The organism is Prochlorococcus marinus CUG1415 (genome assembly GCF_017696015.1).
Lineage (GTDB): Bacteria > Cyanobacteriota > Cyanobacteriia > PCC-6307 > Cyanobiaceae > Prochlorococcus_A > Prochlorococcus_A marinus_AE.
This window is the reverse complement of the sequence record NZ_JAAORL010000002.1, coordinates 116170-141553: the sequence shown is the minus strand read 5'-3', so window position 1 is coordinate 141553 and position 25384 is coordinate 116170. Positions and strand designations below refer to the sequence as shown.

General features: G+C 30.7%; 35 protein-coding genes and 1 tRNA gene. 18 read left to right on the top strand and 18 right to left on the bottom strand.

Annotation, left to right across the window (positions count from 1 at the left end):
- Positions 1–5: 5 nt before the first annotated feature.
- From HA143_RS06930 to sppA, 6 genes are all read right to left on the bottom strand, one after another.
- Positions 6–419 (bottom strand): PH domain-containing protein, encoded by a 414-nt coding sequence (locus HA143_RS06930; RefSeq protein WP_209085020.1) that lies wholly within the window; start codon positions 417–419, stop codon positions 6–8.
- Positions 416–802, bottom strand: coding sequence for a ribonuclease P protein component (gene rnpA / locus HA143_RS06925; RefSeq protein ID WP_209085018.1), 387 nt, complete (start codon positions 800–802; stop codon positions 416–418). Before rnpA ends, HA143_RS06930 begins: the two co-directional genes overlap by 4 nt.
- A gap of 12 nt (positions 803–814) precedes the next feature.
- Complete coding sequence (gene rpmH, locus HA143_RS06920; protein WP_002808184.1) at positions 815–952, bottom strand: 50S ribosomal protein L34; 138 nt, start codon at positions 950–952, stop codon at positions 815–817.
- Between the two features lie 30 nt (positions 953–982).
- Positions 983–1558 carry a DUF2808 domain-containing protein gene (locus HA143_RS06915; protein WP_209085016.1) on the bottom strand — a complete coding sequence of 192 codons (576 nt, stop codon included), beginning with the start codon at positions 1556–1558 and terminating at the stop codon, positions 983–985.
- 69 nt (positions 1559–1627) lie between these two features.
- Positions 1628–2011 carry a chorismate mutase gene (gene aroH, locus HA143_RS06910; protein ID WP_209085014.1) on the bottom strand — a complete coding sequence of 128 codons (384 nt, stop codon included), beginning with the start codon at positions 2009–2011 and terminating at the stop codon, positions 1628–1630.
- Positions 2012–2017: 6 nt separating this feature from the next.
- Positions 2018–2827 carry a signal peptide peptidase SppA gene (gene sppA / locus HA143_RS06905; RefSeq protein WP_209085005.1) on the bottom strand — a complete coding sequence of 270 codons (810 nt, stop codon included), beginning with the start codon at positions 2825–2827 and terminating at the stop codon, positions 2018–2020.
- A 53-nt stretch (positions 2828–2880) separates the two neighbouring features.
- On the opposite strand from sppA, the gene HA143_RS06900 reads away from it, so the two are divergent.
- The 3 genes from HA143_RS06900 to HA143_RS06890 are packed head-to-tail and all read left to right on the top strand — an operon-like array spanning position 2881 to position 6748.
- The gene (locus tag HA143_RS06900; RefSeq protein ID WP_209085003.1) at positions 2881–3822 is read left to right on the top strand and encodes a DMT family transporter; all 942 of its coding nucleotides are present in this window, start codon (positions 2881–2883) and stop codon (positions 3820–3822) included.
- Between the two features lie 29 nt (positions 3823–3851).
- Positions 3852–4928, top strand: coding sequence for a glycosyltransferase family 4 protein (locus HA143_RS06895; RefSeq protein WP_209085001.1), 1077 nt, complete (start codon positions 3852–3854; stop codon positions 4926–4928).
- Between the two features lie 14 nt (positions 4929–4942).
- On the top strand, positions 4943–6748 hold the full coding sequence (locus tag HA143_RS06890; protein WP_209084998.1) for an ArnT family glycosyltransferase: 1806 nt from the start codon (positions 4943–4945) through the stop codon (positions 6746–6748).
- Here the strand turns inward: HA143_RS06890 and HA143_RS06885 are convergent.
- The 5 genes from HA143_RS06885 to HA143_RS06865 form a co-directional block, all read right to left on the bottom strand.
- Positions 6745–6996: a CopG family transcriptional regulator gene (locus HA143_RS06885; RefSeq protein ID WP_209084997.1), complete on the bottom strand. Its 252-nt coding sequence runs from the start codon at positions 6994–6996 to the stop codon at positions 6745–6747. The two genes, HA143_RS06890 and HA143_RS06885, sit on opposite strands and share 4 nt — an antisense overlap.
- 98 nt (positions 6997–7094) lie before the next feature.
- The gene (locus tag HA143_RS06880) at positions 7095–7883 is read right to left on the bottom strand and encodes an AEC family transporter (RefSeq protein WP_209086604.1); all 789 of its coding nucleotides are present in this window, start codon (positions 7881–7883) and stop codon (positions 7095–7097) included.
- A gap of 204 nt (positions 7884–8087) precedes the next feature.
- On the bottom strand, positions 8088–8312 hold the full coding sequence (locus tag HA143_RS06875) for a hypothetical protein (protein WP_209084977.1): 225 nt from the start codon (positions 8310–8312) through the stop codon (positions 8088–8090).
- A 72-nt stretch (positions 8313–8384) separates the two neighbouring features.
- Positions 8385–8660, bottom strand: coding sequence for a SemiSWEET family sugar transporter (locus HA143_RS06870; RefSeq protein ID WP_209084975.1), 276 nt, complete (start codon positions 8658–8660; stop codon positions 8385–8387).
- A 16-nt stretch (positions 8661–8676) separates the two neighbouring features.
- The gene (locus tag HA143_RS06865; RefSeq protein WP_209084967.1) at positions 8677–9411 is read right to left on the bottom strand and encodes an AhpC/TSA family protein; all 735 of its coding nucleotides are present in this window, start codon (positions 9409–9411) and stop codon (positions 8677–8679) included.
- 142 nt (positions 9412–9553) lie between these two features.
- Here HA143_RS06865 and fldA point away from each other — a divergent pair, with 142 nt between their 5' ends.
- The 3 genes from fldA to HA143_RS06850 all read left to right on the top strand — a co-directional run bounded on the left by fldA (position 9554) and on the right by HA143_RS06850 (position 12017).
- The gene (fldA, locus tag HA143_RS06860; protein WP_209084965.1) at positions 9554–10078 is read left to right on the top strand and encodes a flavodoxin FldA; all 525 of its coding nucleotides are present in this window, start codon (positions 9554–9556) and stop codon (positions 10076–10078) included.
- 144 nt (positions 10079–10222) lie between these two features.
- Positions 10223–11281 (top strand): chlorophyll a/b binding light-harvesting protein, encoded by a 1059-nt coding sequence (locus tag HA143_RS06855; RefSeq protein ID WP_209084963.1) that lies wholly within the window; start codon positions 10223–10225, stop codon positions 11279–11281.
- Between the two features lie 82 nt (positions 11282–11363).
- The gene (locus HA143_RS06850; protein ID WP_209084955.1) at positions 11364–12017 is read left to right on the top strand and encodes a DUF3386 domain-containing protein; all 654 of its coding nucleotides are present in this window, start codon (positions 11364–11366) and stop codon (positions 12015–12017) included.
- Positions 12018–12022: 5 nt separating this feature from the next.
- Here HA143_RS06850 and HA143_RS06845 read toward each other — a convergent pair whose 3' ends face one another.
- Both HA143_RS06845 and HA143_RS06840 read right to left on the bottom strand, forming a co-directional pair.
- Entirely contained in the window at positions 12023–12268 is a 246-nt protein-coding gene (locus HA143_RS06845) for a hypothetical protein (RefSeq protein WP_209084953.1), read from the bottom strand.
- Between the two features lie 96 nt (positions 12269–12364).
- Positions 12365–13003: a methyltransferase domain-containing protein gene (locus HA143_RS06840; protein ID WP_209084951.1), complete on the bottom strand. Its 639-nt coding sequence runs from the start codon at positions 13001–13003 to the stop codon at positions 12365–12367.
- A gap of 162 nt (positions 13004–13165) precedes the next feature.
- On the opposite strand from HA143_RS06840, the gene HA143_RS06835 reads away from it, so the two are divergent.
- The 5 genes from HA143_RS06835 (at position 13166) to HA143_RS06815 (ending at position 16646) form a co-directional block, all read left to right on the top strand.
- Positions 13166–13336, top strand: coding sequence for a hypothetical protein (locus HA143_RS06835; RefSeq protein ID WP_209084949.1), 171 nt, complete (start codon positions 13166–13168; stop codon positions 13334–13336).
- A gap of 2 nt (positions 13337–13338) precedes the next feature.
- Positions 13339–13671: a phenylpyruvate tautomerase MIF-related protein gene (locus HA143_RS06830; protein ID WP_209084947.1), complete on the top strand. Its 333-nt coding sequence runs from the start codon at positions 13339–13341 to the stop codon at positions 13669–13671.
- A 27-nt stretch (positions 13672–13698) separates the two neighbouring features.
- Positions 13699–14088 (top strand): DUF1824 family protein, encoded by a 390-nt coding sequence (locus HA143_RS06825; protein WP_209084943.1) that lies wholly within the window; start codon positions 13699–13701, stop codon positions 14086–14088.
- Positions 14089–14341: 253 nt separating this feature from the next.
- Positions 14342–15211, top strand: a complete 870-nt coding sequence (gene glyQ, locus HA143_RS06820) for a glycine--tRNA ligase subunit alpha (protein ID WP_209084940.1) — start codon at positions 14342–14344, stop codon at positions 15209–15211.
- 133 nt (positions 15212–15344) lie between these two features.
- Positions 15345–16646 (top strand): iron uptake porin, encoded by a 1302-nt coding sequence (locus HA143_RS06815; protein ID WP_209084937.1) that lies wholly within the window; start codon positions 15345–15347, stop codon positions 16644–16646.
- Between the two features lie 70 nt (positions 16647–16716).
- Here the strand turns inward: HA143_RS06815 and HA143_RS06810 are convergent, their stop codons facing one another.
- Both HA143_RS06810 and HA143_RS06805 read right to left on the bottom strand, forming a co-directional pair.
- The gene (locus tag HA143_RS06810) at positions 16717–16956 is read right to left on the bottom strand and encodes a hypothetical protein (protein WP_209084917.1); all 240 of its coding nucleotides are present in this window, start codon (positions 16954–16956) and stop codon (positions 16717–16719) included.
- Between the two features lie 70 nt (positions 16957–17026).
- On the bottom strand, positions 17027–17692 hold the full coding sequence (locus tag HA143_RS06805) for a Fe2+-dependent dioxygenase (RefSeq protein WP_209084915.1): 666 nt from the start codon (positions 17690–17692) through the stop codon (positions 17027–17029).
- A 153-nt stretch (positions 17693–17845) separates the two neighbouring features.
- Here HA143_RS06805 and HA143_RS06800 point away from each other — a divergent pair, with 153 nt between their 5' ends.
- The 3 genes from HA143_RS06800 to HA143_RS06790 all read left to right on the top strand — a co-directional run bounded on the left by HA143_RS06800 (position 17846) and on the right by HA143_RS06790 (position 19704).
- On the top strand, positions 17846–18817 hold the full coding sequence (locus HA143_RS06800) for an extracellular solute-binding protein (protein WP_209084913.1): 972 nt from the start codon (positions 17846–17848) through the stop codon (positions 18815–18817).
- 63 nt (positions 18818–18880) lie between these two features.
- Positions 18881–18965: transfer RNA gene (locus tag HA143_RS06795), tRNA-Ser, on the top strand.
- A 235-nt stretch (positions 18966–19200) separates the two neighbouring features.
- Positions 19201–19704, top strand: coding sequence for a DUF805 domain-containing protein (locus HA143_RS06790; RefSeq protein WP_209084911.1), 504 nt, complete (start codon positions 19201–19203; stop codon positions 19702–19704).
- A gap of 833 nt (positions 19705–20537) precedes the next feature.
- On the opposite strand, the gene HA143_RS06785 is transcribed toward HA143_RS06790, so the two are convergent.
- Entirely contained in the window at positions 20538–20732 is a 195-nt protein-coding gene (locus HA143_RS06785; protein ID WP_209084909.1) for a hypothetical protein, read from the bottom strand.
- 264 nt (positions 20733–20996) lie between these two features.
- On the opposite strand from HA143_RS06785, the gene HA143_RS06780 reads away from it, so the two are divergent.
- The 3 genes from HA143_RS06780 to HA143_RS06770 all read left to right on the top strand — a co-directional run bounded on the left by HA143_RS06780 (position 20997) and on the right by HA143_RS06770 (position 22097).
- Positions 20997–21185 carry a hypothetical protein gene (locus HA143_RS06780; protein WP_209084907.1) on the top strand — a complete coding sequence of 63 codons (189 nt, stop codon included), beginning with the start codon at positions 20997–20999 and terminating at the stop codon, positions 21183–21185.
- 48 nt (positions 21186–21233) lie between these two features.
- Positions 21234–21371 (top strand): hypothetical protein, encoded by a 138-nt coding sequence (locus tag HA143_RS06775; protein WP_209084905.1) that lies wholly within the window; start codon positions 21234–21236, stop codon positions 21369–21371.
- A gap of 120 nt (positions 21372–21491) precedes the next feature.
- Positions 21492–22097, top strand: a complete 606-nt coding sequence (locus HA143_RS06770) for a rhomboid family intramembrane serine protease (protein ID WP_209084903.1) — start codon at positions 21492–21494, stop codon at positions 22095–22097.
- Between the two features lie 829 nt (positions 22098–22926).
- Here the strand turns inward: HA143_RS06770 and HA143_RS06765 are convergent.
- Together HA143_RS06765 and HA143_RS06760 are read right to left on the bottom strand one after the other, a co-directional pair.
- The gene (locus HA143_RS06765) at positions 22927–23178 is read right to left on the bottom strand and encodes a 2Fe-2S iron-sulfur cluster binding domain-containing protein (RefSeq protein WP_209084901.1); all 252 of its coding nucleotides are present in this window, start codon (positions 23176–23178) and stop codon (positions 22927–22929) included.
- Positions 23175–24704 (bottom strand): cobyric acid synthase, encoded by a 1530-nt coding sequence (locus HA143_RS06760; RefSeq protein WP_209084899.1) that lies wholly within the window; start codon positions 24702–24704, stop codon positions 23175–23177. Before HA143_RS06760 ends, HA143_RS06765 begins: the two co-directional genes overlap by 4 nt.
- Positions 24705–24770: 66 nt before the next feature.
- Between HA143_RS06760 and HA143_RS06755 the strand changes: the two genes are divergently transcribed.
- A complete protein-coding gene (locus HA143_RS06755; protein WP_209084897.1) occupies positions 24771–25382 on the top strand; it encodes a nucleoside triphosphate pyrophosphatase in 612 nt (203 codons plus the stop codon).
- The last annotated feature ends 2 nt before the right edge of the window (positions 25383–25384 follow it).

The window sequence follows — 25384 nt, the reverse complement described above, 5'->3', positions numbered from 1 at the left end:
TTAATTTAGGATTTAGTAGCAAATCCTTCTACCTCTTTGAGATTTATTGTTTGTGATCTTTTAATTATATTGTCTTCAATAAATTTTTGTTTTTCTCTGAATAAGGGTAATGATTTTATCTCTACCTTAGATCCGTCATTAAGAATAAGAACCATATCACCATATGAACCAAACCCTCTTGGGATAGATCTAATTTCTTCAATGTTACTTATTGAAACTTGTGTTTTGTTTTTACCAAACCACCCCCCAACAATTGTAATTCTTTTGTTTGTGATTTTATATCTCAACCAAAAGGCTCTAACTATTGCAGCAAAGGTAAATGGCAAACCAAGAATAGTAATTCCTGCTAGTAGATTTATTATTAAATCACTTTTTGCAGGACCACCTTCGTAAAAGGTTTCTTCATTCATATTAATCATTTGATTAGACGAGATTTTAACATTAAGTTTTGAAATTCCTCCAAAAGTTTATTTCTATCATTGCAGAAATCTCCAAATTTAAGGTTAACAAGTAACCAATAAGGTTTGTGGTTATTAATTTTTTGAATGTTAGTTAATAGCCACTCTTGAATAATTCTTCTTATTTTGTTTCTATCTACAGCTTTTTTTGAAACTTTTCTACTAATTGCAATAGCTACCCTCAAATTATTTGAATTATTTCTTAGTTTATGGGATAAGAGAATCTCAGGATTTGATTCTGCTACTTTGAAAGTCATTAGTTTTCCATGATATTTTATGGAATTTTTATGAATATAATTAAAAGTCCTATAACCTTTTAAACGCATATCTTTAGGTAAGGCCATTTTTATTTAAAGTTATACAGCTATTCTTTCCCTACCTTTTTGTCTCCTGCTTTTAATAACTCTTCTACCAGTATGAGAACGCATTCTTACTCTAAAACCTGATACACGTTTTCTTTTTCTTGAAGTTCCGCCAAAAGTTCTTTTAGTCATTGTTTTGTTAATCCATAATTAATTTATCATTTAATCGATCACTATAGTCCAGCTTCCTAAATAACTTGAAACTGATTTTCCTTTAGGCTGCCCATAAGAGTGGAATTGATATAGCCCTGATTTCTTTGGATTAATAATTTTTAAAACAACCGCATAACTGTCTTTATTAGAGGGGATTGGGCTATAGGGATATATGTTTAAGGAGCGGAAGGATGATTCATCCGTATTAATTTCAATATCAGCTGGAATATCTTGAAGACATTTAGTTCGATCTTCAAAACCACCTATCTTTACCTTGCAAAGACTAATTTTTTCGTTATTAAGTGTGGATTTAAAGTGTTTTGGAATGGCAAGATTTATTTTTAAAAGATCAGTTTTTCTATCAGATGGTCTAAAGAAAAAATATATTGTATTTCTAAACCTTCTTTTATTTTCTTTTTGAAACCACTTTAATCTTCTGTATCCAGAGTCTTGGTCCCATTGAAATTCCATGCCTGCTTTAGCATCTTGAATATTATTAAAAAATGGAGTTGAAAATAAAATTGTTGGAATTAGAAAAAATCTTAAAATTTTCAAATTTAAAGCAAGCTTCTTTGTTTTTACCATTGATTTAATAAATTTTATAAGGATTAATTAAGTCTATCCAGATTAAAGTGGAAAATTATTGTACTAAGATTAACATCTATCTGGCCTTAATTTTGAAGCGCCTCTTAAATAAGGATGTTGTATAGGAAAATTTGGCGGTAATAAAACTTGTGCCATTATTCTTATACAAAAATCGATATCATTAGAGACATACATTTGTTGACAGTCTAAAAATGCAACTGAATCAAGTTCATTAAATTTCCTTGCAATTGAAGCAGGGAAACATGCATCCAAATCTTTTGTTGAAGTAAATGTAATGGATAATAAGTTCTTCTTAATAAGATTATTTCGAGAAATTAATTCATCTATTAATTCAACTACGGCATCTTCTATTTCCCTAACAGAGTTACCTGATGCTGTTGTAGCTCCTCGAATAAATGTAATTTTATAGTCATCTTTCATTTTTTCATACATATTGATTTAAGGCTTATATAACCAAAGTATTTTATTAGATGAATCAATCTCAAAAAATATATTATTTAAAACTTTTTCAATAATTTTACTTCCAGGTATTAGTCCAAGTATTTTCTTTTTTTTCTTCCCTAATGTTAAGGGCTCAATTTTAGGATCAATATTAACCATTTTTGCAGCAAGTTCCCTCGCAACAAATTCATCTCCAACTTCATCAACAAGACCTAATTCTTTTGCTTGTGTCCCAGTGAAAATTCTTCCATCCGCAAATTTCCTTACTTCTTCTACGGGTATATTTCTGCCCTCAGCAACAGCTTCAGTAAATTGTTTGTAGCTTTCATCTATGAGGCCTTGAAGAAGTGATCTACCTTCCTCGCTTAAAGGTTTGTCTGGAGAAAGTATATCTTTAAATACACCGCTTTTAACAGTCTCGAATTTTATGCCAATTTTATCTAATAATTCAGATAAATTATTTCCCCTTATAATCACTCCAATAGATCCTGTAATTGTGCCTGGATTTGCAACTATTTTGTCAGATGCAACACTAATGTAAACACCTCCAGATGCTGATATGTTCCCAAAACTAGCAATGACTTTACATCCTTTATCTTTTAGTCTTTTAATAGCAGAGTATATTTCTTGGCTATCGCCAACAGTACCTCCCGGTGAATCAATTCTCACGATTAAAGCAGGAAATTCTCTATCCTCAATTTGTTTAAGAGCTTTAAGGACAGAAACTCTTGTTGAACTTGTAATAGGCTCATCAATTACTATACGAGCCAGTCGTTTTTTTGACTTTCGTCTAAAAGGCCAAATCATTCTTTTAAGGTAAATACATTAAAACTACTTTAAAAAGATTATCAGCAGACCTAATGAATTCAATCCTAAATTGGTTTTTAATGATACTCCCTTTTGCATTATGGGGCACTTCAATGGCGGCAATGACCCCCTTAGTTGCTAGTGCAGGACCGGAGTTTGTGGCTTCTTTGAGATTACTTCCTGCAGGAATTCTTGTTCTTATAACAACATATTTACTTAAAAGAGATTTAAAAATTTACAAGTGCGATTTGAAGTGGTTTTTTATTTTTACAATCGTCGACGCTACTTTTTTTCAGTTTTTTCTTACTTATGGCATTGAAAAAACTGGGGCAGGGCTTGGCTCTGTATTGATTGATTCTCAGCCCCTATTGGTGGCAATTTTAGCAAGGGCAATTTTTGGTAATTTAATTAATCCAATAGGATGGTTAGGCTTACTTTTTGGATTAGGAGGAATAGTATTCTTAGGTGTTCCTCAAGAGTTTTTAGAAAATTGGTGGTTAATGTCTGATACGGCTACAAGTGATGTGGCTTTTAACGTTGGAGAACTTTGGATGCTTGCAGCATCGCTTGCTATGGCAATAGGAACTATTTTAATTAGATTCACCTGTACCAAAAGTGATCCAGTTGCTGTTACTGGATGGCATATGGTTTTAGGGAGTTTCCCCTTAATTATTAAGCATTGCTTACAATCAAATTTTCAAATAATCCCCGATTGGTCAATATTTGATTGGACCCTCATGTCATTTGCAAGTATCTTTGGAGGAGCCATAGCTTATGGATTGTTTTTCTACTTTGCTAATAATAAAGAAATAACTGGATTTAGTACTCTTGCATTTTTAACTCCTGTATTTGCACTTCTTAGTGGAGGTGTTTGGTTAGATGAAAGGCTTACTATTCTTCAATGGATAGGAGTAGTTTTTGTTCTTATCTCGGTATTTTTTGTTAGCCAAAGAAGGTCTTTATGGGAAAATAAATTTACTGACACTACTAGTTAATTATTTTCTTGTTGTAAAAAGTCTAAATAATGCGAATAGTTTTGATAAGCACTCCAATAGGTTTTCTGGGAAGCGGTAAAGGTGGAGGAGTTGAATTGACTTTGAATTCCTTAGTCTCAGGCTTGCTTTCTTTAGGCCATTCTGTAGATGTGATTGCTCCTAAAAATTCTAAATTATATGAAAGTAATGAAAAAGCAAAATTACATTTTGTAGAGGGTGAAGATCAAATTAGTTGGCAGCATCAAAATTACAATTCTCCCGCTAGTATTCCAGATAATTCACTTCTAGCAGGAATGCTTGAAAAGGGATTAGAAATCGCGAAACAAGCAGATGTACTTTTGAACATGTCTTATGATTGGTTGCCTATTTGGATGACTCTAAATGTAGAGATACCAATTGCACATATTATTAGTATGGGTTCTGAAAGTTCAGTAATTAGTAATTTAATCTCGAAGGTATATTTTAAACATCCATATAATTTTGCTTTTCATTCAAAAATACAAGCTAATGATTATCCATTCATAAAAAAACCAACAATTATTGGTAATGGTTTTAAATTAAATAATTATATTTTTCAAGATTCAGTAAAGGGACCCTTGGCCTGGGTAGGAAGAGTGGCACCTGAAAAAGGTCTAGAGGATGCTGTTTTTGTAGCCAATGAACTTGGAGAAAAACTAAATGTTTGGGGGGTGATAGAAGATGAGACCTATGCCTCAAAGATAGAACAATCATTCCCTCAAGGAACTATAAATTGGATGGGTTTTGTAGCAACCGATGCATTACAAAAAGAACTTGGTAAATGTAGGGTGATGCTCAATACTCCGAAATGGAATGAGGCATATGGGAATGTAGTTGTTGAAGCTCTAGCTTGTGGGGTGCCAGTTATAGCTTATAAAAGGGGCGGACCTAGTGAAATTATTCAGCATGGGCAAACAGGGTATCTTGCTGAACCTGATAATAAAGAAATTCTGCTTTCATATGTAGAGATTATTGAAAAAATAAAGCGTAAAAATTGTAGAGAATGGGTAGAAAAAAATGCTTCGGCAGATATATTTGCCAACAAGGTTTTGAACTGGCTTAATAAGGTAATCAACGAATATAAGTAAAATTAATATAGTAGATGATTATTCTCAACTCAAAAAAAAGGTTTATAACGTTATTAATATTGTTAGTTTCTGGGATTATTATATTTATTTTCGATTTAGGCAAAACAGGACTTGTGGATGAAACCCCTCCTTTATTTGCCGCTGCTTCACGGGCAATGAGTGAATCGGGTGATTGGTTAACTCCAAAAGTTAATGGCATGTTTCGTTTTGACAAGCCTCCACTCATATATTGGCTAATGGGTTTTTTTTATTCTTTACCGAAAAATGAAATTTGGGATAGTTTCGGGACACTCTCAGCCAGACTTCCTTCAGCTTTGGGATCATTATTTTTAATGTTGATGATCGGAGATACTTTGTTTTGTTGGCCACAGCAAGGTGATAAGCAATTCCTAACTCCAATAGTTGCATCGTTAGGTTTTGCTCTGTCTCCATTAATAATTATTTGGAGTAGAACAGCTGTGAGTGATGCTCTTTTAACTGGCACTTTAGGGATTAGTCTACTTTTGTTTTGGAGAAGAATGGCAAGTGATAATAATGATCAATGTATAGCAGCATGGGTATTTTTGGGTTTTGCAATTTTAACTAAAGGACCTGTTGCATTTGTTTTAGCAACATTAACTATTACATCTTTTTTATTTAGTCAGAAGGATTGGAAAAGTTTGCTTTGCAAGATATACCCTAAGAAAGGTTTTTTTATAACAATCCTAATAAGTGTTCCATGGTATGTCTTAGAGCTTATAAAAGAAGGGAAGCCTTTTTGGGACAATTTTTTTGGTTATCATAATTTTCAAAGATATACATCAGTTGTAAATAATCATGCTGAACCGATATGGTTTTTTCTCTTCATAATGATATTGGCTTCATTACCATTCACGCCTTTTTTGTATCATGGCATATTTAAAGCTATTGAGGATTTTTTGAAAAATTTAAAAGATAATTGCAGGGCTTCTGAAACCCTTTATACATATTCTCTATGCTGGTTATCATCAGTTTTGATCTTTTTTAGTATTTCTGCTACGAAACTACCAAGCTATTGGTTGCCAGCAATTCCAGCAGCTGCAATTTTAATTAGTAACAGCTTTATAAACTTAAAAAAGCCAAATAAAACTTACGTATATTTGTGGATTTTTAATATTTTAATTTTCTTTGGATTCTCAATCGCATTCTTTTTCTCAAATATTTGGTTAAGTTCAATAAATGATCCTGAAATGCCTAATCTTGCATCAGATTTAATAAGCACTGGGATAATTTTCAAAGCCAAATTGCTTTTCTCTTTATTTATTTTTCTTGCAATAATTTTATTTACTTTAAAATACAAAAATATCATTCTTTATCTTCAAATTTTATTTTTAATTGGACAATCTTTTTTGATGTCCCCAATTAGAAAATTAGCAGATACTTCAAGGCAATTACCTTTGAGGAATATCTCAAAATTAATTTTAGGTGTTCGTGAGGGGAGGGAAACTTTAGCAATGATTGGGATAAGAAAACCGTCCTTACATTATTATTCGAGACAAATAGTTTTTTATGAACCAAATACTAAAGAAGGATTAATTAATCTGTCAGAGAGACTAAATAATGATAGGAGAAAGAATTATGAGGATCAACCAAATTACGAAAATAAATCCTTATTGGTAGTTATTGATGATTACTCTTCTAGACAATTTCATTGGTCAAATATTAATCATCAAAAATTAGGTGAATATGGAATTTATAATTTATGGCGCGTTAAGAAAAATGATTTAAATAAGTATTCGAATTATTTAGTTAAGAACGGTTATAAATCTGACTGGAAAGATAGAAAAGTTGAGAAATTTTAACAAAGCTTTTTTTTAAGAATAGCTTTTTTTAGATCATCAGGGCTGCACTTATTGGGAATTTCAATTTCATTTAAATCTTCTAGTAATTCTAGATCAATAACAGAATCTTCCGCTAAAAAACTAAAAACTTCATTAATGCTTATTCCCATATCCTGAGCCATTTCTGAGATGAGCCTTAAAGTATCTCTCCTCAAAGAAATCCTTAGATCTAAGGGGATGTATTCATTTTCAGAGTTTGTTGACTTCATAACCTAAATCTTAAGACATTATGTAATTATGAGGACATTATGTTTACAATATTCAGTAATTATGCTTTTTAACACCTTTTTGATTTTTTTAAAGTAGTTTAATTAAATGACTTTATGAAAATTGCTAAGAGTGGAATTGTAACTATTGAAATTAAAGTTGTAGTAAAAAGAATTTTTGAAGCAATCTTTTGTTTTACTCCATAAGCTTCTGCCATTAAAATTGTGGATATTGCCGTTGGTGTTCCTGCCTGAAGAATTACTGCTGATGATTGATAGAAGTCAAATTTTAAAAATTTGCTTATTAAAAAAATAATAAAAGGTAGAATAAATAACTTTAATATAATTGAGAACTTAATTTCTTCATTAAGATCAAAAAATTTACCCTTTTTATTTGTTATTAATCCAAGTCTTGTCCCCACAATAATTATTGCTAAAGCAATAACTATATTTGTAGGTATCAAAAGATATTTACCTAATATCTTATCTATTTGAAAAAGGTATGCCAAAAGTACACCAATAATACCTCTTGATGCTGGGCTATTTATTAATGCATTTAATAATCCTTTGATATTTGGGATGCTCTTATTTTGGGAGTTTTCTTTAAGAAAAAAAGGTCCAAATATCCAAGCGAATAGTGTTGTTCCTAAATCAAATCCGATAGTAAAGTTTATAGTTTCTGTATCTGGGAAAAGAGCTTTTGCAATTGGTATTCCAAGAAATGATGTATTACCTATTAGCCCTGCTAGCTGCAAGGTGTAATTTGGAAGCCTGCTTTTAAATATTGGTAATAAATTTATCAGAACTATTAGAAATCCAATTAGAGAAAAAGCTAAGATTGCACTTTTAATTAAGTTTATATCTATACCTTCTTTTAATAAAAGTCCCATTACACTTAATGGAATCCCAAATCTTATTAGAGGTCTTGCAATATATTCAGAAATCTTTGGGTTTTTTTTTCCAAGAAAAAAACCAAAAATCAAGAAAGGGATAATATTTATGAAAAGAGAGAAGATGGTATTAATTTAATATTTTATAAAGCAATATTAACTTGCCAGAGCACAGTAAAATTTTTTTTATCATAGATGGATAATTTAAATTATTTTCCATATTGCTTTATCAGGTATTAAAGGAGATTTGTATAAATCTTCTGGTTCTTTTGTTAAAACTCTCCAATTTGGCACTCTACAAGTTACATAAGAAGGACTTTCTATTAAAACCCCAGGCTTCTCATCAAAGGTACAAGTAAACCCTTCTTTCCAAAAACCACCATTGTTGAGGCTACCTTTAAACCAAACCCAGCATTTTGTAGTTTTCAAGATCAGCAAAATTTATTTATATGATAATTTAAATTTGAGTAATATTTAAAAAATTTAATACCATTAGAATAATTATTCGTTACTCAAGGTTTTTGAAAAATATATTTTTGAGATTAATATCAATAGATTTAAGATTAAGGTAATTAAATTAGCTATTAATATTGGTGTAGACGAAATTTCATAACCGTAAATAATCCAAGACAAAACTCCGAAAATAAACATTATTAAAGTCGTCAAAGAAACATCATCTGCCTTTTTTGTTTTTAAAGTTTTTATCAATTGAGGTAGAAATGCAGCTGTTGTTAAAAGCGCTGCAAAATATCCGAAAATATCTATGTCTATATTCATTAAAAGATTTTAAAAATTATTCTTTAATTAAATCAGATAAAAATCGTAAAGGATCCCTCATGTTTGATGAATATCCAAGCACATCACTTGAAAAAAATTTATAAATAACTTGATTTTTATCATTCAATATAAAAGAAGCACCTCTTTGAGGAAGATATTCTTCCTTAAGAATATAATCGCCCCAATTTTGTATTATTTCATTCATATTATTTAATCTAAATGTTGCCAATTCAAATGGTCTCAAATAACCATCCCCAAAAACCTGTCTAAAAGAATTACCTGAAAATTTTAGAAATTTTAAAACGTCAATTTTGTCAACTTCCGAATAGATTTGCTTTGCTTTGCGGTCTCCTGTGTAACCTCTAACAACTTCTTTGATTGTTTTAAAAGAATTTATTCCAGATAGCATCAAAAGCATATTGATCCAACCTCCTAAACCTATATCTAATCCACTTGAGACTTTTAGATTCTTATGGATTTGGTTGTCAGAAACAACTATTAAATTTTCTTCACGAAAGCCAGTAAATTTACAGAATTTTTCTTTCCCCTTTTGGTTGCCAATAGCAATGGCAAAAATATCTAAATTTTTATCGGGATGATTAACGATAAAATTTTTCAAATTTATTGCATATTCAAAACTATCAAAGTCTCCTAATAATCCAAATAAAACAATTAATTTAAAATTTTTCACCCCTCTAAAGTTAAATTCTTCAACGAGATTATTGATATCATTTTGGAATTTTTCAGTCACGATGTTTTAAATGTTTTATATGCATTATTCTTAAAAAATTTTTCTTACCTTGATTAGTATAAAATTTTACATGAAAAAGTTTTTAAAGAAATTAATTTAATGTTTTTTGATTTTATTATTTTAAGGTAAACATTTTGAAGTTATGACTGTAGGAATTTATTACGCAACTACAACTGGAAAAACTGAAGACGTAGCTGATCGTCTTCACAACTTTATCTCTTCAGCAGAGGCACCTAAAGATGTATCTGACGTTGATGATCTTTCAGAATTAGAAGCTCTTGATGGGATTATCTGTGGGATTCCTACTTGGAATACAGGAGCAGATGAAGAAAGATCAGGAACTGCATGGGATTCCATCTTAGAGGATATTGGTGAACTAAGTTTATCAGGTAAAAAGGTTGCAATTTTTGGATTAGGAGATTCTTCTACCTATACAGAAAATTATTGTGATGCAATGGAAGAACTTCATAGCTACTTCACTAAAGCAGGCGCCGAAATGGTCGGTTACGTAGATAAAGCTTCATATACATTCGATGAGTCTAAAAGTGTTATTGGAGAGAGCTTTTGTGGATTACCTCTTGATGAGGATAGTGAATCTGATTTAACTGATTCACGACTTGAAACATGGGCTTCTCAGCTTAAGGGAGAAATTCCTTCATTGGCTTAAGCTTTCAATGATATTACTTTTCCTATTTGTAACATTTGTTCTTTCACAATATGTTTTTTTTACATAAGTAATTAAATCTGTAAAGAACATGTAAAAAAATACACTGATTAGCAATATGCTCAATTTGCTGTTTATTTAAATCAAGTGTTACAAACTTACGGAAAATCTGATGTCACCTATGACTGGTACGCAGGAAATTCTGGTGTTGTTGGCCGTTCAGGTAAATTCATAGCTTCTCACGCTGCTCATGCAGGACTTATGATGTTTTGGGCAGGTGCTTTTGGATTATTTGAGTTAGCTCGTTACGACGCCAGTATTCCAATGGGTGCACAAAAATTAATTTGTTTACCTCACCTCGCAGGTCTTGGGATCGGTGGTATTGAAAATGGAGTTATTACTGAAACATATGGAATCGTTGTAATTTGCACATTGCATCTAATTTTCTCTGCTGTATTGGGTGCTGGGGGATTATTACATTCCACTAAATTTGCTGGGGATCTTGCAGATTATCCTGAAACCAGTAAGCCAAGAAAATTCGATTTTGAATGGGATGATCCAGATAAATTAACTTTTATTCTTGGCCATCATCTAATCTTCCTAGGGATAGGAGCTATTTGGTTTGTAGAATGGGCTAAATGGCATGGGATCTATGACCCTGCGATTGGTTCAACAAGACAAGTAATTTACAATTTGGATATTGCTGCTATCTGGAATCATCAATTTGACTTTTTAAAAATAGATAGTCTAGAAGATGTTTTGGGAGGTCATGCATTTCTAGCCTTTTTAGAAATAATTGGCGGAATCTTCCACATTTTCACTAAGCAATTTGGTGAATATACAGAATTCAAAGGTAGAGGTTTACTAGGTGCAGAGGCTATTTTGTCTTACTCAGTAGTAGGTGTTTCCTATATGGCTTTTGTGGCTGCATTCTGGTGCGCTTCAAACACAACAATATACCCAGTTGATTTATATGGAGAGCCTCTAAAGCTTCAATTTGAGTTCGCTCCTTATTTTACTGATACAGTTGATTTAGGTTCTGGAACATATAGTGCAAGAGCTTGGCTTGCAAATGCTCATTTCTATTTGGGATTCTTTTTCTTACAAGGTCATTTATGGCATGCTCTAAGAGCAATGGGATTTGACTTTAAGAAAATTGGTCAAGCTTTTGACAATATGGAAAACGCAAAAATTACACAACAATAGTTAAATTTGAAAATAAATATCCTCTCTTTAGCTAGAGAGGTTTTTTTTTGTAGAATTATTTTCAAGAGTTTAAAAAAAATTAGTGGAGAATCTAAAAGAAATTAATTGTAAGGAGATTTTTCGAAAGGCTTATGAAAATAGGTACACTTGGAAGAATGACTTTAATGGTTACCAAGGTAAATGTATTCTTTTGATTAATAATAATATTTATAAAGGTAACTTTTTATTAGGCAAAGACTTTAAACCAGATATTCAAAAAATAGATAATGTCAAAATTGTTAAAAGTATTGCCTCTCAGTTATTTGAAGTATGTATACATAGGGTAAAGAGAGAATTCCAATCTGTTCATTCAGAAAATAATTTTAATTTACTTAAAAGTTCTGAAAGTGGTATTGAAATGAGTGTATCTGGTAAAAATGAAGGTGATAGATATAGAGTTAAAAATGACCGTATTAATATGGTCTATAGAAAAATTCATGGAACTATAATTGAAATTTTTGTAGAAGAATTCTTAGATACAGGAATAGGTTGCCTCAGTAAAAAATATACTAGTCAACAAATTGATTCAGATACACTCAAGGCAAATTCACAAAAATTGGAATATGAGGATCAATTTATAAATATAGGTAAAGAGGATTATTGGATTTTAAATTCAAGAACAATAAAAAATTTCAACAAAAATCAAGAAGAAGAAATACAGAAATTTGTTTTCGAAGAGATATCTTTATTAAACTAATATTTTTATTCAACCAATCTAAATCCTTTATCCAATAGTTTTTGATATAAGAGCCTTGCTCTGAAAGCTAAAATTTGTTCTTCATTTTCATTACTGATTACATGAAAATAATTATTATCTAGTTTATTTTTGCTAAAGCATACATTCGCTTCTCCTAATCTTAAAGTCCAGTTCTCTTTTTTGGCTAAATGTTGATTTGGTCCAAGATCCCAGGGACATTTTTCAGGATATTTTTCTCTTTTAGAGCCCATATGTTTGATTTCAACTATCCAATAGTAGTAGAAATTTAAAGGTATGGCTATGTATTATTATTTTAGATTTTTTCGCCAATGAATCAAAGTTATTATTTACTCTTTAGTCGCAATTAAACAATAAAATGGGTCTTTATTTAAAAAATTAAAGATGTTAGGTACAGGTTCATTAAACCTTTGAATAATTTTTGGCTCATTAAATCCGTTTGAGATTAATACTTTTCTTACATATTTGACTCTCTCTTCTTCAGTAGATGCAGTCCATATTTTAGGAGCCTTATGCCAAAATGCCCTATTTGAAAAAGAAATTATAAACTTTCCCTGACTACTTAAAATTCTTAAAATTTCTTTGGTTAAATTTTCTGGATATTGTAGATATTGCCAGGCAGCCACCATTAAACAATAATCAACACTTTCATTATCTAGTGGAATTTCTTGATTTAAATTGAAATTTTGTATCCAATAAGAATCAAAAATTTTATTTTTTTCAAGTTCTTTCTTGTTTAATCCATGCCCAATAACTTTTTTAAATTTTTTATCTTTAGGCAAATAACTATCCCAACTGGACATTAAATCGAGAATAGTTGAACTATCTGAAATTTCATTATTGTAAACACTTGACAAATATTGCCTGAAGTTTGCATCTAGATGATAAACAAATTTTGGTTCAGAATAAAACTCTTCATCATTACTCTCATCAAGTTTTTTTCTCTGATAATTATTTAAAACTTCCAAAACAAGAGTTAAAGTTATTTATAATTTAGTAATTAATTTAGTAAATAAAAATTCAAATTGTGTTTTAGAAATGTACTTTCTATTTAAATAATTAAAATTTTTGATAAAAACTAGACATCTATTCAAAAAAAGTTAAATTATTAATTAATAATTTAATTAATAATGATTGAATTTAAAAGGAGCAAAAAAAGTAGGTCTAAAAAAGCTCTTTTCAATCCCTACAAAAATGGAATAAGTTCATACGATATGGCATATCTATCATCAAAAAGAGTTTCTAAAAATAAAACTGTTTATCTCCTGACTGACTCTCAAAAAGATTATTTAGCTGTATAAATATGCCTTATATTAATATTTCTACTTCAGTAAACGTTGAGGACAAAGAAAAAATACTTGAAGACATTTCAATATTAGTTTCATCTTTAACAAATAAATCAAAAAGATTTGTTATGGCTAAATTAGATGATAATTCCGTAATGTATTTTAACGACCAAAGCCCTAGTTGCTTTTTAGAAATTAGGTCAATAGGCTCTTTAAATCCTTCAGAAATGGCAAAGCCAATATCTAATTTTTTGCATGAGAAAATGGGAATCCCAATAGATAAGATTTATATTTCTTTCGAGGATGTACCTTCCTCAATGTGGTCATGGAATGGTAGAACATTTGGATAAAAATTAATTCTCATTTTAATTACTTAAATGGAAATAAATAATTTATTTGATTTAAACAGTCTTAGATCAGCTCCTAATTTAAGTAAAAGACAAAAAAATAAACTTCTAGAAGAGCTTGAATTAAATATTCTAAATGCCGATTGGATAACAATAGGAATAATGGCACCTTCTGATCTTGATGCTATTGCGGCATTAAAATCAATTTCTAAAAAATATTCCTCGGTTAAATTCATGGATTTAGAATCTCTTCATGCTGTTGGAGGTGTTTTCCTAAAAGGTAATCAAAAAACTGGTAATGTTTTTATTAGGCCTGAAAGTGGACTTGGAGAAGGTATTTTATTAACTTGTCAGTATGACCATGAATCAATAGAATCTAGTACTTTTGGGCCATTGCCACTAGATTTTTTTATTAATTAAACTTTGATTTATGTTTTGATCAATAACATTTAATTCTAAGAATTTAATAGTTTGACAACTATTTCAGAAATAAGTTTGGTTATTCCTTATTGTTTGCCTAAATGCGATTATATGAATTACTTTTTGCTAACTTTTCTAAGAAGTTTTTATTAGTAAAACTATAATTATCAAAGTATTTTTATTAATATTTCTAGTAAGCTTTGTTATTATATTTTATGGGATTACTCCCAATTTCTAAAATTGTTAATTATAGATGTTTTTTCAGGACATAATTCAAAACTTAAATAAATTTTGGTCTGAAGAAGGATGCTTAATAATGCAACCATATGATACTGAAAAAGGTGCTGGAACTATGAATCCACATACCTTTTTAAGGGTTATAGGACCTGAACCTTGGAGTGTTGCATATTCAGAGCCATGCAGAAGACCTACAGATGGACGTTTTGGCGATAATCCAAATAGGGCTCAACATTACTTTCAATATCAAGTAATAATTAAACCGTCACCAGATGAAATACAGGAAAAATATTTATTATCTTTGGAGTCTTTAGGAATTAATCCTAAGAATCATGACATAAGATTTGTAGAAGATAATTGGGAGTCGCCAACACTTGGCGCTTGGGGTGTAGGTTGGGAAGTTTGGTTGGATGGTATGGAAGTAACTCAATTTACTTATTTTCAACAATGCGGAGGAATAGATTGTAATCCAATTCCAATTGAAATCACCTATGGATTAGAGAGGATAGCAATGTTCTTGCAGGATAAGGATAGTATTTGGGATCTAAATTGGAACAAAAATCTTAAATATAGTGATATTTGGCTTCAATTTGAAAAAAGTCAGTGCTCATATAATTTTACTGAATCTAGTCCTAAGAATCTCAGGAAATTATTTGAAATTTACCAAGCCGAAGCAAATAATTTGATCGAAAAGAAATTAACTTACCCAGCTCTTGATTTTGTTCTTAAATGTAGTCATACTTTTAATTTACTTGATGCAAGAGGCGTGATTTCAGTTACAGATCGAGCTCAATATATTGAAAAAATTCGCAAATTAGCACGAGAAGTCGCATCCTCTTGGTTAGAGGAAAGAGAGTTTTTGGAATTCCCATTACAAAATAACTAATAATCAAAATATCTATATGTAATGAAAAGTATCAAAAGATACATTGAGATGAAACTTATATTCCTTTTCTTTTATGTCGCTAACGATACAGTATAGATACCTAATTTTTTAGGTTACTTTAGTGTGAGGTAAAATGAAACTCTTCCAACAAATGTTGGTAGCAGGAGCATCTTTGAGCTTTATAGCTCCAATGGCTGCTCAAGCTTCCAATGTTGTCAATTTAGATGAAATTAACAGCTACGCCCGTAGAGGAACAAAATCTTCAAGAATTGACAGCAAAACATTCATTAACGAAGTTAGTGAAGATATAGCAAAGCTTAAAGGTCGTGTTGATGGCCTTGAGGTTAGACAAAATGAATATGAAGCAGGTGGCTTCTCCGATACAACCACAATGGATGGTAAGGCTGTTTTCCAAATAGGTGCAGTTGAGCAAGCTGAAGGTGGATTATCTGAAAGTTTACAAGCTGCTTACACTTATCAAGTTAACTTAAATACAAGTTTTACTGGTGACGATAACTTATACGTCCGTCTTAAGACAGGTAATGCTTCTCAATTCATGGATAGTAAGACTTATGGTACTTACCTTTCATCAGCTAATGGCAACAACGACGCCTTAGAAGTTGACAAGATTTGGTACTCATTCCCCGTTGGAGATAATAATACTGTTTGGGTAGGTCCAAAAATTGAAAACTACTACATGCATGGAACAACTCCATCAATTTATAAGCCCGTAACAAAGCAATTTACCCTTGGTGGTAACGCTGCTGCATATGGAGCTAGTACTGATAGTGGTGCAGGTTGGGCATATAACGCAGATAATGGATTTGCAGTTAGCTCAAACATTGTTTCCAAGCAAAACGAAAGTACTAGGGGTTTATTAACTAATGAATCAAGAACTAGCTGGGCAACTCAAGTTGGTTTTACACAACCTCAATATGCTGTTTCAGCAATCGTTAACATGAAATACAATGGTTGGTATGATGATTATTTCTCAACAGCTAATGGTATTACATCTAGAGGACATGCTGGATCTACACCTGCTGGCAACGGTACTAACCTAAACAGTACAAACGTTGGTCTAAGGGCTTGGTGGAGACCTGAGGAAAGTGGTACAGCTACACCTGAAATTACATTGGGTTATGACACTTCTAAGATTGATAATGCTCCAGCAGGAGCAGACTCTACAGATGCATGGTTTGCAGGTCTTACCTGGAAAGATATGATTAATGCTGACGATAGAATTGGTGTTGCTTTTGGTCAACCTCAAACTGTTGAAAATGAAAATGTAGAGCCATTTGCTTGGGAAGCTTATTATTCATACAAGGTTAACGATTCTGTTTCTGTTACACCAGCAATATTTGGTGGTACAGATAGAAACGGAACAGCTGGCCGTGATATAAGTGGTGCTGTTCTTGAAACAACCTTTAAGTTCTAAAAAATATCTTTCAGATGTTTTACTAAAAAAACCGCTTATTTAGCGGTTTTTTTTTTATTAAATTTTTTGTTTACCAACAATTCTCTCCTTCCCCAATAGGAATACACATACTAGATTTTGCTGCTTCATCAGCAATTCTTTGAGCTTCTGCATCTAGTACAAAATCAGCATCTACATGCATATCAGTATTCCATTCCTTTAAGCCTCCTAGATCATTTTCCCCTGCATTTATAGTATTTGTTTCAGTTGTTGCAATAGTTAGTGCACTTGTTGCAGCTAAGAAAATTGATATAGAACTTTTTTTAGGCATTAGATAACTTTTTTTTTAATCTTAATCAATTTAATTTTTATTTTCTATTTAATGTATAAAATGTTTCTTATCAATCTCCTAATGTACGAAGCAAGTTTGAATAGGATTTAAAGATAAGGTCTAGTTCATCAGATCTGCCATGCCTAGCAAGTAAAGTTCTTGCTCCAGCATCTAGGTCAAATAAATATTCTCTTTCCTCGATACTTTTTACATAACTTTCTATCCATCCAATAACAACTATTCTTTCACCACTAATTACTTCTTGTACTGAGTGTAAATAAGTACTGGGATATATAACGATACCTCCTGAATCAAGTTTGAATTTATTTTCTGAATTAAGGCCTTCAATTAATAATTCACCACCTGCATATTTATCTTTCTCATTGAGAAATATAGTGAATGATAAATCAGCCCTGCCAGTAGACATAAAAGCATTATCTATATGTCTGCCATATTTCATTCCTTGTAATGATTTAGTGAACATTGTTCCGTGAATTCTTTTAGGTACGGTAAAACTCTTTATTAAAACATCATTAAGTATTTTTTTTTCAATTAATTCAGTATATTTTTTTGAAATATTAGAACTTCTATCGAGTTGAAGATTATCTTTAACTTTTGCGGCGTGATTACCAGCAGTTTTTTTGCCATCTTCCCATGGTAAATCTTTTAAAAATAAATTCTTCTTTAAAAGATTTATTTCTTTAGGATTTAGTAATTGATGAGTTAAATAATTCATTGCTTATATAAAAAATGATACAAAGTTAAGTATAGAAAATGTCTTTTAGAGCCCCTGTTGGGTAGTTAGAGATAAAGTAACCATAGATACTAATTTGAAAAAGTGCAAAAACTCAGAAAATTTTTTTACACAGCACTAACATGTACATTTTTAATGAATATAAATATTCCAGTTAATTCAACAGAAAAAGAAGTCAAAGTTTATTCGGGTAGACATTACAACACAGATAGAAGTGTTTATAAAAAATTTGCAGAAGAAACTGGAATTAAAGTTAGGCTTATAGAAGCGGCAGGTATATCTTTAATTGAAAGATTAAAACGAGAAGGTAAGAATTCTCAAGCAGATTTAATATTGCTAGTAGATGCCGCAAGAATTACTAATGCAGCCAAGGCTGGATTACTTCAACCAATAGGATCTTCTAATTTAGAAAATGATGTTCCTGTTGGATTGAAAGATCCAAAAAAGGAATGGTATGCATTAACCAGAAGAGTAAGAGTTATGGTTGCTAATCCAAAAGTAGTAGATGTAAGCAAGATTAATGATTACGCTGATTTAGCTGATCCTTCTCTAAAAGGAAAAGTATGTTTGAGAAATAGAAAAAGTCCATATAATCAATCTTTAGTTGCTAATCAAATAATTAACAAAGGTGAATCAAAAACTAAAGATTGGTTAAGCGGAATGATTTCGAACGTTTCCCAACCATTCTTCCCAGGAGATATTGCAATAATTAGAGCAGTTTCCAAGAGAAAATGTGGAGTAGGAATTGTTAATCATTATTATGTTGCAAGAATGTTAGCAGGTGTTAATGGAAGAAGAGATGCTTTATATGCAAAAAAAACAACAGTCCTTACTCCTAATCCTGCACATGTAAATATAAGTGCTGGCGGTGTTGCAAAATATGCAAAAAATAAATATGAAGCTATTGCTTTGCTTGAATTCTTGGCCTCTCCTGAAGGAAGTAAAGGTTTAGCTGCTCCAACTTTTGAACATCCCTTGAAAGAGGTTAATCAAAATCCCATTGTTAAAGACTTTGGAGAATTTACTCCTGATATGGTTACTGTAGAAGACCTTGGTGAATATAACTCTGTTGCAATAAGAATGATGAAAGATGCAGGATGGGATTAAAAATTTAAGATATTAAGTTATATCTTAACTTCTCTTAGATTATGTTCATACTTAATAAAAGGAGGAGAGGTGGCTGAGTGGTCGAAAGCGAACGATTCGAAATCGTTTAATAGGCAACTATTCGTGGGTTCGAATCCCACCCTCTCCGTTTTGCTAAAACTAATTGCGATGCTATGCAGTGCGAGAAGGGGAGATTTCCAAGTCATATTAAAGACATTTCAACTAATAGGCACAAGTTGGTGAAATTTTGAGTGCAATAGAATTCCTCTGCATTACGTTTATACGATAAAAATCCCAGTTAATTGAATAAGATTATTCCTAGAGATTTTTTATCAGTGACTTTTATATCTTCAAGGACTAAAATTACAGAAATAATTTTTTTTATGCTTACTTCTTATTTCTCTGCTTGGAAAAGACCTTTTGATTTTAAAGGAAAGACAACCAGAAAGGAATATTGGCATTTTGTAATTTTAAATTCGATTGTCACTGTAATATCTTATGTCTTGTTTCTTTCTGCTATTGCACTTACTAGTGGGGTTAATTCTAGTTTTTCAGTTGCCATATCAATACCTATGTATATCATCTCTTTAATAGGTTTGTTGTTGTTTTTTGGAAGTATTTGGGTTGCTCTTCCACTAACTGTTAGAAGAATTAGAGATGTTGGCATGTCTTGGAAATGGATATTTTTAGTTTCTGTGCCATATATAGGCGGTGTTTTTGTAGTTATATTTCTTACTAGGTCGTCAATAATTTCTATTGAGGGGAAAGAATATTATTTAAGATATCCAACTAAAAAAAATCATATCGTTGGATATTGGATTGCAAGTGTATTAATAATTGCATTGTTTTTAGTGATTTTTACCATCTCTCTTATTGCTGCAGTATGATTTTTTGAAATATATGAGATATAAAAGTCTTAGTAAAAAAAATCAAAGTGTCCCATGGAAAAACGAATGGAATTGTTTGATTTGTACCATGCCCAGACATGTCCTTCCAAATCGACTATCACCCTCTCCAGATATTTAAAGTTTTAGGTTTTGTCAAACCCCTAGAAATGATTATATGAAAATATTTTTAACAAAAAAATAAATTAACTTGATTGAGTTTAGTCCAGTTTTGGGTCTTGTCTGTTTGTGATATGTTTGTGATCTTTAAATTTTTTTATTAAACACTTGTTCATACTTGTTCAGGACTGTTCATTTGAAACTGTTTCTATGAACACCCTCTCCGTTTTTTCTTGTGTTCATACCTGTTCATATTTGTTCAGGATATTCAGCAATTAGTGATACCAATCAATTTGCGTTATGTACCTGTTCATAGGTGCCAAGAGATGTTCATAGAGTTTTAATCCTGCGTTGGCGGATGTGTTGGCGGGAGTTTTTGCTTAAGATCCCTTATCGCAACTTCTTATTAGCAAAAAGAAAAAGTAGGTAAAATATAGATATGGGAAAACTTATTGTTGGGAAAAATGGTCAGACAATATAAAAAGTAATTTATAAATATTCTTATTTGATTTTCTTCTCAAAATCATTGAATGATGATTGCATTTGTCCCGTATTTTCTATTGGATCATCTTTATCTAAACCTCTGATCTTTCTCTATCTGGAATACATATACCCAAAATAGATACCTTGCATAAAATTTTTTGCACCATGCTCTAATAGATTCTTGGAAAATTTATCGTTAAATCTTCCACTTTCTAATAATTCTTTTTGCCAATTTATTTTTTCTTTAATTGCTGTTGCTGTTCTTCCTGTTTTCTCTTCAGCCTTTCGTATTCAACGTGCAGAACACCTAATCGCCAAGCATCTTTCAAACCTTTTACACCTCCCATCAAGAGTTTTGCATCTGAAGGAGAATGAGATTTCATGTTCAAGAAATCTTTCTGCCAAGAATTATCATCCCACTTAGTCATACCACTACTCTTTTTCTTATTTTAAATATCGTGTCAATAAATAACAAGAAGTGTTGGAGGGAATTTTGGTGTAATTTTACTTATTCTCGATAATACCAGTTTCAGTAAGTGTCTGAGAGTGTCTCATGTATCCATCTCCACTAACACCCTCTACGGTTTAATAGGATAATTTACACTCTTGATTTTTTGAGTTCTAATTCAAATTGCATTGATAGAGAAGAGTTCTAAGAAATATAAATTTCTGTATAGTTGGGTTTTATTTTTATGAGTGTTGGTGGATTCCTTTGGATGATCTCTAAAAAAATAAAGAAGGGAGAGATTGTACTTTCTCCTGAGGGTGAGGGAAATTACTTTTTAGGTGAAGTGATTAAAAATTTTATTACTCCAACTGAATATGGAAAGATAGTAGTGAGAGAAATAAAGCACGAATACTCTGGTAGAAATACCCTATGAATTTCAAGTGAAAAGTAGGATAATATTAGTGTAAATACAGGAGTTCTTATGAAACTCATTACTCCTTTCACTATCCTCAATCAAAAATCCCATGAAATGGATTTGATTAGAGATGCGATGAAGAAAAGAAGATTAGCAACTGAAAAATTGCATAATGATTATAGAAAAATGTACGAAAATCATTAATTTGCTTACATATTATTCATATCAATAAATTCACCCCCTGAAAAATCGACTGTAAGAGCATTAAAAATTTATTATCGTAGATAAAATGTTCTGGTAATTTGAATAAAGATATTTTTATTTATGTCTCTTAATAATTCAATATCTAAATATGATTGGCAATACATTGTATGCGCATCTATTTTAATCTCATTTTTTATTTTTACAGATTTAATTGGAATTCTTGATAAAGAATTTTTATACTTTGTACCAAGATTAATTAGTGATCAACCTTATAGGATTTTCACATCAATCCTAGTCCATGCAGATTTAAATCATTTATTAAGTAATCTTGGTGGAATAATTATCACTAGATATTTTCTGATGAGACTTGGAATTAAAAGCAGTTTGTTTTATCTGAAATTTATTTTAATTTGTTCTTTTTTAAATTTTTTTATTATTTGGTTTTACGAGAAGATCTTATCATATTTTTTTAATACCTATCCGAATTATGCCGCTTTAGGATTTAGTGGCATAATTTATGCTTTTTTTGGATTCTTATTATTAACTTCTTTTTATGGAAAGAGCTATTTTTTAGGTAAAAAAATTGGTTTAAAATCTAATTATGAAGTTCAAAAAATGACAAATACCATATGTCTTATAGGATTTATTTTCTCTTTATTCCCAGGAGTAAGCTTATTGGGTCATATAAGTGGATTTATTGCGGGATGTTTTTTATTCTTAATCTAAAAAAGATTAATTATTCTTTGATCAAAATAATATATTCAATATAGTTTTCTTGTAATAGAGGCTTTGTTATGCAAACTAAGTCCTTGTATTAACTTTCCTATATTATTCAAAGAGTTTACTATAAAAAACAAAAATGTTGTTTTGGATATGGTTGATGATAATATGAATCCTCCTTATAAAGACTTCCTGTATGGTTATATAATTGCCCCTATTGGATGTGATTTAATATCACACGCTCTATTTTTTTGATAATCATTTGGGACGGTCATCTTATATGAATAGAAAAGACCTGAATTTTAAATCAGTAATTTTTAAAATATTTTTTACCTATTTAGTGGTTTACTTTTTGGCTCTAATATTTAAGTATAACTATGATATTGAATCCCTACTTAGTAATATTCAATACAGATATTTGATAGCCTTAAATATGATTTCTATATTTTTAGGCCTTCCTTTCTCAATTATTTTTGACTTTATATTAATAAAGATTTTTGGGTTATATTATATTTTATTTTTTTCTCCTGCTTTAACTATTTTAAGTGTAATTCAAGTTCTTATCTTGAGAAAAATTAAATCCAGACTTTTTAGAAATATATTGTTTTTGAGAAAAAAAGAAAAAAATAATTTGGATAAAATTTTTGCAAATGTTAGTTTTAGATCTTTCTATATTTTAATAATAAGATCTTTCCCAATCCTTCCTCATGTTTTGGGAAGTTATATTATTGCCTGTTCAAAAATCAAGAAGAAGGTGATTTTAATCTACACATTTTTAGGATCATTTTTTTATTATCTATTTCTTTTTCTAATAATAGGTAATGTTTAGTGAAATTTAGTTTTCCCAAAAGGGGTCTGTAGTTAAAGAAACCTGTAACTTACATTTTTTATTATTTTTAATTTGAGTGATACAAGCCCTTACTGTTTCACCATTTACATCTATTTCACAGGCTCCACAACTTCCTGTCAGACAACCAGTCGGAATTTCTAAACCTGCTTTTTCAGCAGAAGATAACCAATCATCTCCCTCTGAAACAAAGGTTTCATTCTTATTTGGCCATATGACTTTTATATTTGTTTCTTTCAAATTAAAAATGATGTGAGATTTAAATGTTTATCGAATTCATTCGCAAGATTATTAATAATGGATTCTCTCTTCTTTTTATAAGATATTGATTTTTTATTTAACATTGGTAAATTTTTACTCTTCCTTATTAAGTTAATATATTGGTCTCTCCAAATATCATTTTCAAAGATCCCATGAATGTATGTACCTGCAATAGTTCCACCTTTATTATTTTCTTTGTACCAACCTAGATCTAAATCTTTGAAAATGGGATTAATCTTTAATGAGCTTTGCATGTTATCCAATACAGTTTGGCCATTATGAATTTCAAATCCATTAATGTTTGATTGGCATGGCCATATAGATTCAGATTTGATTTGACGGGTTAACTTTTTTTCAAAGAAAGTCGTTTTTAATGGTAGTAATCCAATCCCTTTGATTTTTTGTTCAGAATAACTTTTGGATCCCTCTTTAAAATAAGGATCTTCAAGTGTTGTCCCTAACATTTGTAAACCGCCACATATTCCAATAATATTTCCCATATTATTTGAATATTCCCTTATATCCTTAGACAAACCAGTCTTTTCAAGAAATATTTGATCTTTAATAGTTTGTTTACTACCAGGCAGAATAATAAAATCATATTTCCTCAAATTTTGCGATTTTCCAAGCCATTCAATTAATATTGATTCTTCATTTTCTAATGGGTCAAAATCTGAGAAGTTACTTATAGATGGCAATTTTATAATTCCAACTTTGATCTCAGGATTATTGAAACGTGAATTTTTTTCTAATAAATCCAAAGAATCTTCTGGAGGAAATGAATCGTTTAACCAAGGAATAGTTCCAATAACAGGGATTTGAGTTTTATTCTCTATCCATTTTTTACCTTCTTCAAATAATGAAAGGTCTCCTCTGAATCTATTTATAATAATTCCCTTAATAAGTTTCCTTTCTTCAGGTTTCATTAATTCAAGAGTCCCGATTATTTGTGCAAATACGCCACCTCTTTCAATATCAGTAATTAAAATGCAATTTGCCCTTAAATACTTAGCTATTCTTAAATTAGTAAGGTCTCTATGAATTAAATTCATTTCTACTGGACTGCCAGCTCCTTCGATAATTAAACGACAATTTGGATTTTTTTTATAAATAGATTTTAAACTTTTTTTGATTATTTCCCATCCAGGAATAAACCAATCTTTGTAATAATTTTTTGCGGTTGTGGTTCCTATATTTCTGCCAAGGTGAATAACCTCACTTATTGAATTACCTTGTGGTTTTAATAAAATAGGATTCATCTCTGAACAAGGATGAATACCACAAGCAAAAGCTTGAAGTGCTTGTGAATATGCCATCTCCCCCCCTTCCCGATCAACCCAAGCATTGTTACTCATATTTTGGCCTTTAAAAGGTATTGGCTCTTCACCTAAATTTTTAAGAATCCTGCAAATAGCTGTAACTGTTAATGATTTGCCTGCACCACTAGAAGTTCCCAAGACCATTATTGGTTTTTTTATTGCATTCAACTTTTTTTCACTTTCCATAAGAAATTTATATTAATTTTGAAATTTATAAATTGATATATTCAACTATAATTCAATAAAAATTTTGTGTTAATTCTAGCCTCTGCTTCTCAATCTAGAAAAAAATTACTAGAAAATTGTCAAATTGACTTTCTTCAGTTTTCAAGTGATTTCGATGAGTCTTCAATAAAAGACGAGAATATTTCTAATTTAGCTTTAGAGTTATCATTTCAAAAGGCTTTAACTCTATCTGAAAATATTCAAAAAATTTCATTGCCTAGAAAATTTAACGATAGTTCTTTGGAAATTCTTGGATGTGACTCAATCTTTGAGTTTAAAGGGGAAGCCTATGGAAAACCAGCTAATAAAGAAGAGGCATTTAGTAGATGGACAAAAATGTCAGGAGAATTTGGCTTTTTACATACTGGTCATACTCTTTTAATTGGAAACTTTGATTCAACTTTAAATATTTTTAAAATCACTAAAACTATTAGAAAAACAATAAGTTCAAGAATTTATTTTTCCAAATTGGATGATTGGGAGATAAAGATTTATGTAGATACCAATGAACCTTTATATTGCGCTGGAGGATTTGCTTTGGAGGGTATAGGAGGTAAATATATTGAAAAAATAGAAGGTTGTTTTAGTAATGTAATGGGGTTAAGTTTGCCATGGCTCAGAAAAAATTTATATAAATAAAA

Coding starts and splice junctions, on each gene's coding strand:
- HA143_RS06880 (WP_209086604.1), bottom strand. CDS start 7,883: ATGGGACTTTTATTAAAAGAAGGTATAGATATAAACTTAATTAAAAGT.
- HA143_RS06825 (WP_209084943.1), top strand. CDS start 13,699: ATGGAAATAAATAATTTATTTGATTTAAACAGTCTTAGATCAGCTCCT.
- HA143_RS06775 (WP_209084905.1), top strand. CDS start 21,234: ATGAAACTCATTACTCCTTTCACTATCCTCAATCAAAAATCCCATGAA.
- HA143_RS06780 (WP_209084907.1), top strand. CDS start 20,997: ATGAGTGTTGGTGGATTCCTTTGGATGATCTCTAAAAAAATAAAGAAG.
- HA143_RS06805 (WP_209084915.1), bottom strand. CDS start 17,692: ATGAATTATTTAACTCATCAATTACTAAATCCTAAAGAAATAAATCTT.
- HA143_RS06835 (WP_209084949.1), top strand. CDS start 13,166: ATGATTGAATTTAAAAGGAGCAAAAAAAGTAGGTCTAAAAAAGCTCTT.
- HA143_RS06810 (WP_209084917.1), bottom strand. CDS start 16,956: ATGCCTAAAAAAAGTTCTATATCAATTTTCTTAGCTGCAACAAGTGCA.
- HA143_RS06890 (WP_209084998.1), top strand. CDS start 4,943: ATGATTATTCTCAACTCAAAAAAAAGGTTTATAACGTTATTAATATTG.
- HA143_RS06885 (WP_209084997.1), bottom strand. CDS start 6,996: ATGAAGTCAACAAACTCTGAAAATGAATACATCCCCTTAGATCTAAGG.
- HA143_RS06870 (WP_209084975.1), bottom strand. CDS start 8,660: ATGAATATAGACATAGATATTTTCGGATATTTTGCAGCGCTTTTAACA.
- rnpA (WP_209085018.1), bottom strand. CDS start 802: ATGGCCTTACCTAAAGATATGCGTTTAAAAGGTTATAGGACTTTTAAT.
- HA143_RS06760 (WP_209084899.1), bottom strand. CDS start 24,704: ATGGAAAGTGAAAAAAAGTTGAATGCAATAAAAAAACCAATAATGGTC.
- HA143_RS06895 (WP_209085001.1), top strand. CDS start 3,852: ATGCGAATAGTTTTGATAAGCACTCCAATAGGTTTTCTGGGAAGCGGT.
- HA143_RS06845 (WP_209084953.1), bottom strand. CDS start 12,268: ATGGGCTCTAAAAGAGAAAAATATCCTGAAAAATGTCCCTGGGATCTT.
- HA143_RS06930 (WP_209085020.1), bottom strand. CDS start 419: ATGATTAATATGAATGAAGAAACCTTTTACGAAGGTGGTCCTGCAAAA.
- HA143_RS06800 (WP_209084913.1), top strand. CDS start 17,846: ATGAATATAAATATTCCAGTTAATTCAACAGAAAAAGAAGTCAAAGTT.
- HA143_RS06900 (WP_209085003.1), top strand. CDS start 2,881: ATGAATTCAATCCTAAATTGGTTTTTAATGATACTCCCTTTTGCATTA.
- rpmH (WP_002808184.1), bottom strand. CDS start 952: ATGACTAAAAGAACTTTTGGCGGAACTTCAAGAAAAAGAAAACGTGTA.
- HA143_RS06915 (WP_209085016.1), bottom strand. CDS start 1,558: ATGGTAAAAACAAAGAAGCTTGCTTTAAATTTGAAAATTTTAAGATTT.
- aroH (WP_209085014.1), bottom strand. CDS start 2,011: ATGTATGAAAAAATGAAAGATGACTATAAAATTACATTTATTCGAGGA.
- HA143_RS06830 (WP_209084947.1), top strand. CDS start 13,339: ATGCCTTATATTAATATTTCTACTTCAGTAAACGTTGAGGACAAAGAA.
- sppA (WP_209085005.1), bottom strand. CDS start 2,827: ATGATTTGGCCTTTTAGACGAAAGTCAAAAAAACGACTGGCTCGTATA.
- HA143_RS06815 (WP_209084937.1), top strand. CDS start 15,345: ATGAAACTCTTCCAACAAATGTTGGTAGCAGGAGCATCTTTGAGCTTT.
- glyQ (WP_209084940.1), top strand. CDS start 14,342: ATGTTTTTTCAGGACATAATTCAAAACTTAAATAAATTTTGGTCTGAA.
- HA143_RS06785 (WP_209084909.1), bottom strand. CDS start 20,732: ATGACTAAGTGGGATGATAATTCTTGGCAGAAAGATTTCTTGAACATG.
- HA143_RS06790 (WP_209084911.1), top strand. CDS start 19,201: ATGCTTACTTCTTATTTCTCTGCTTGGAAAAGACCTTTTGATTTTAAA.
- fldA (WP_209084965.1), top strand. CDS start 9,554: ATGACTGTAGGAATTTATTACGCAACTACAACTGGAAAAACTGAAGAC.
- HA143_RS06770 (WP_209084903.1), top strand. CDS start 21,492: ATGTCTCTTAATAATTCAATATCTAAATATGATTGGCAATACATTGTA.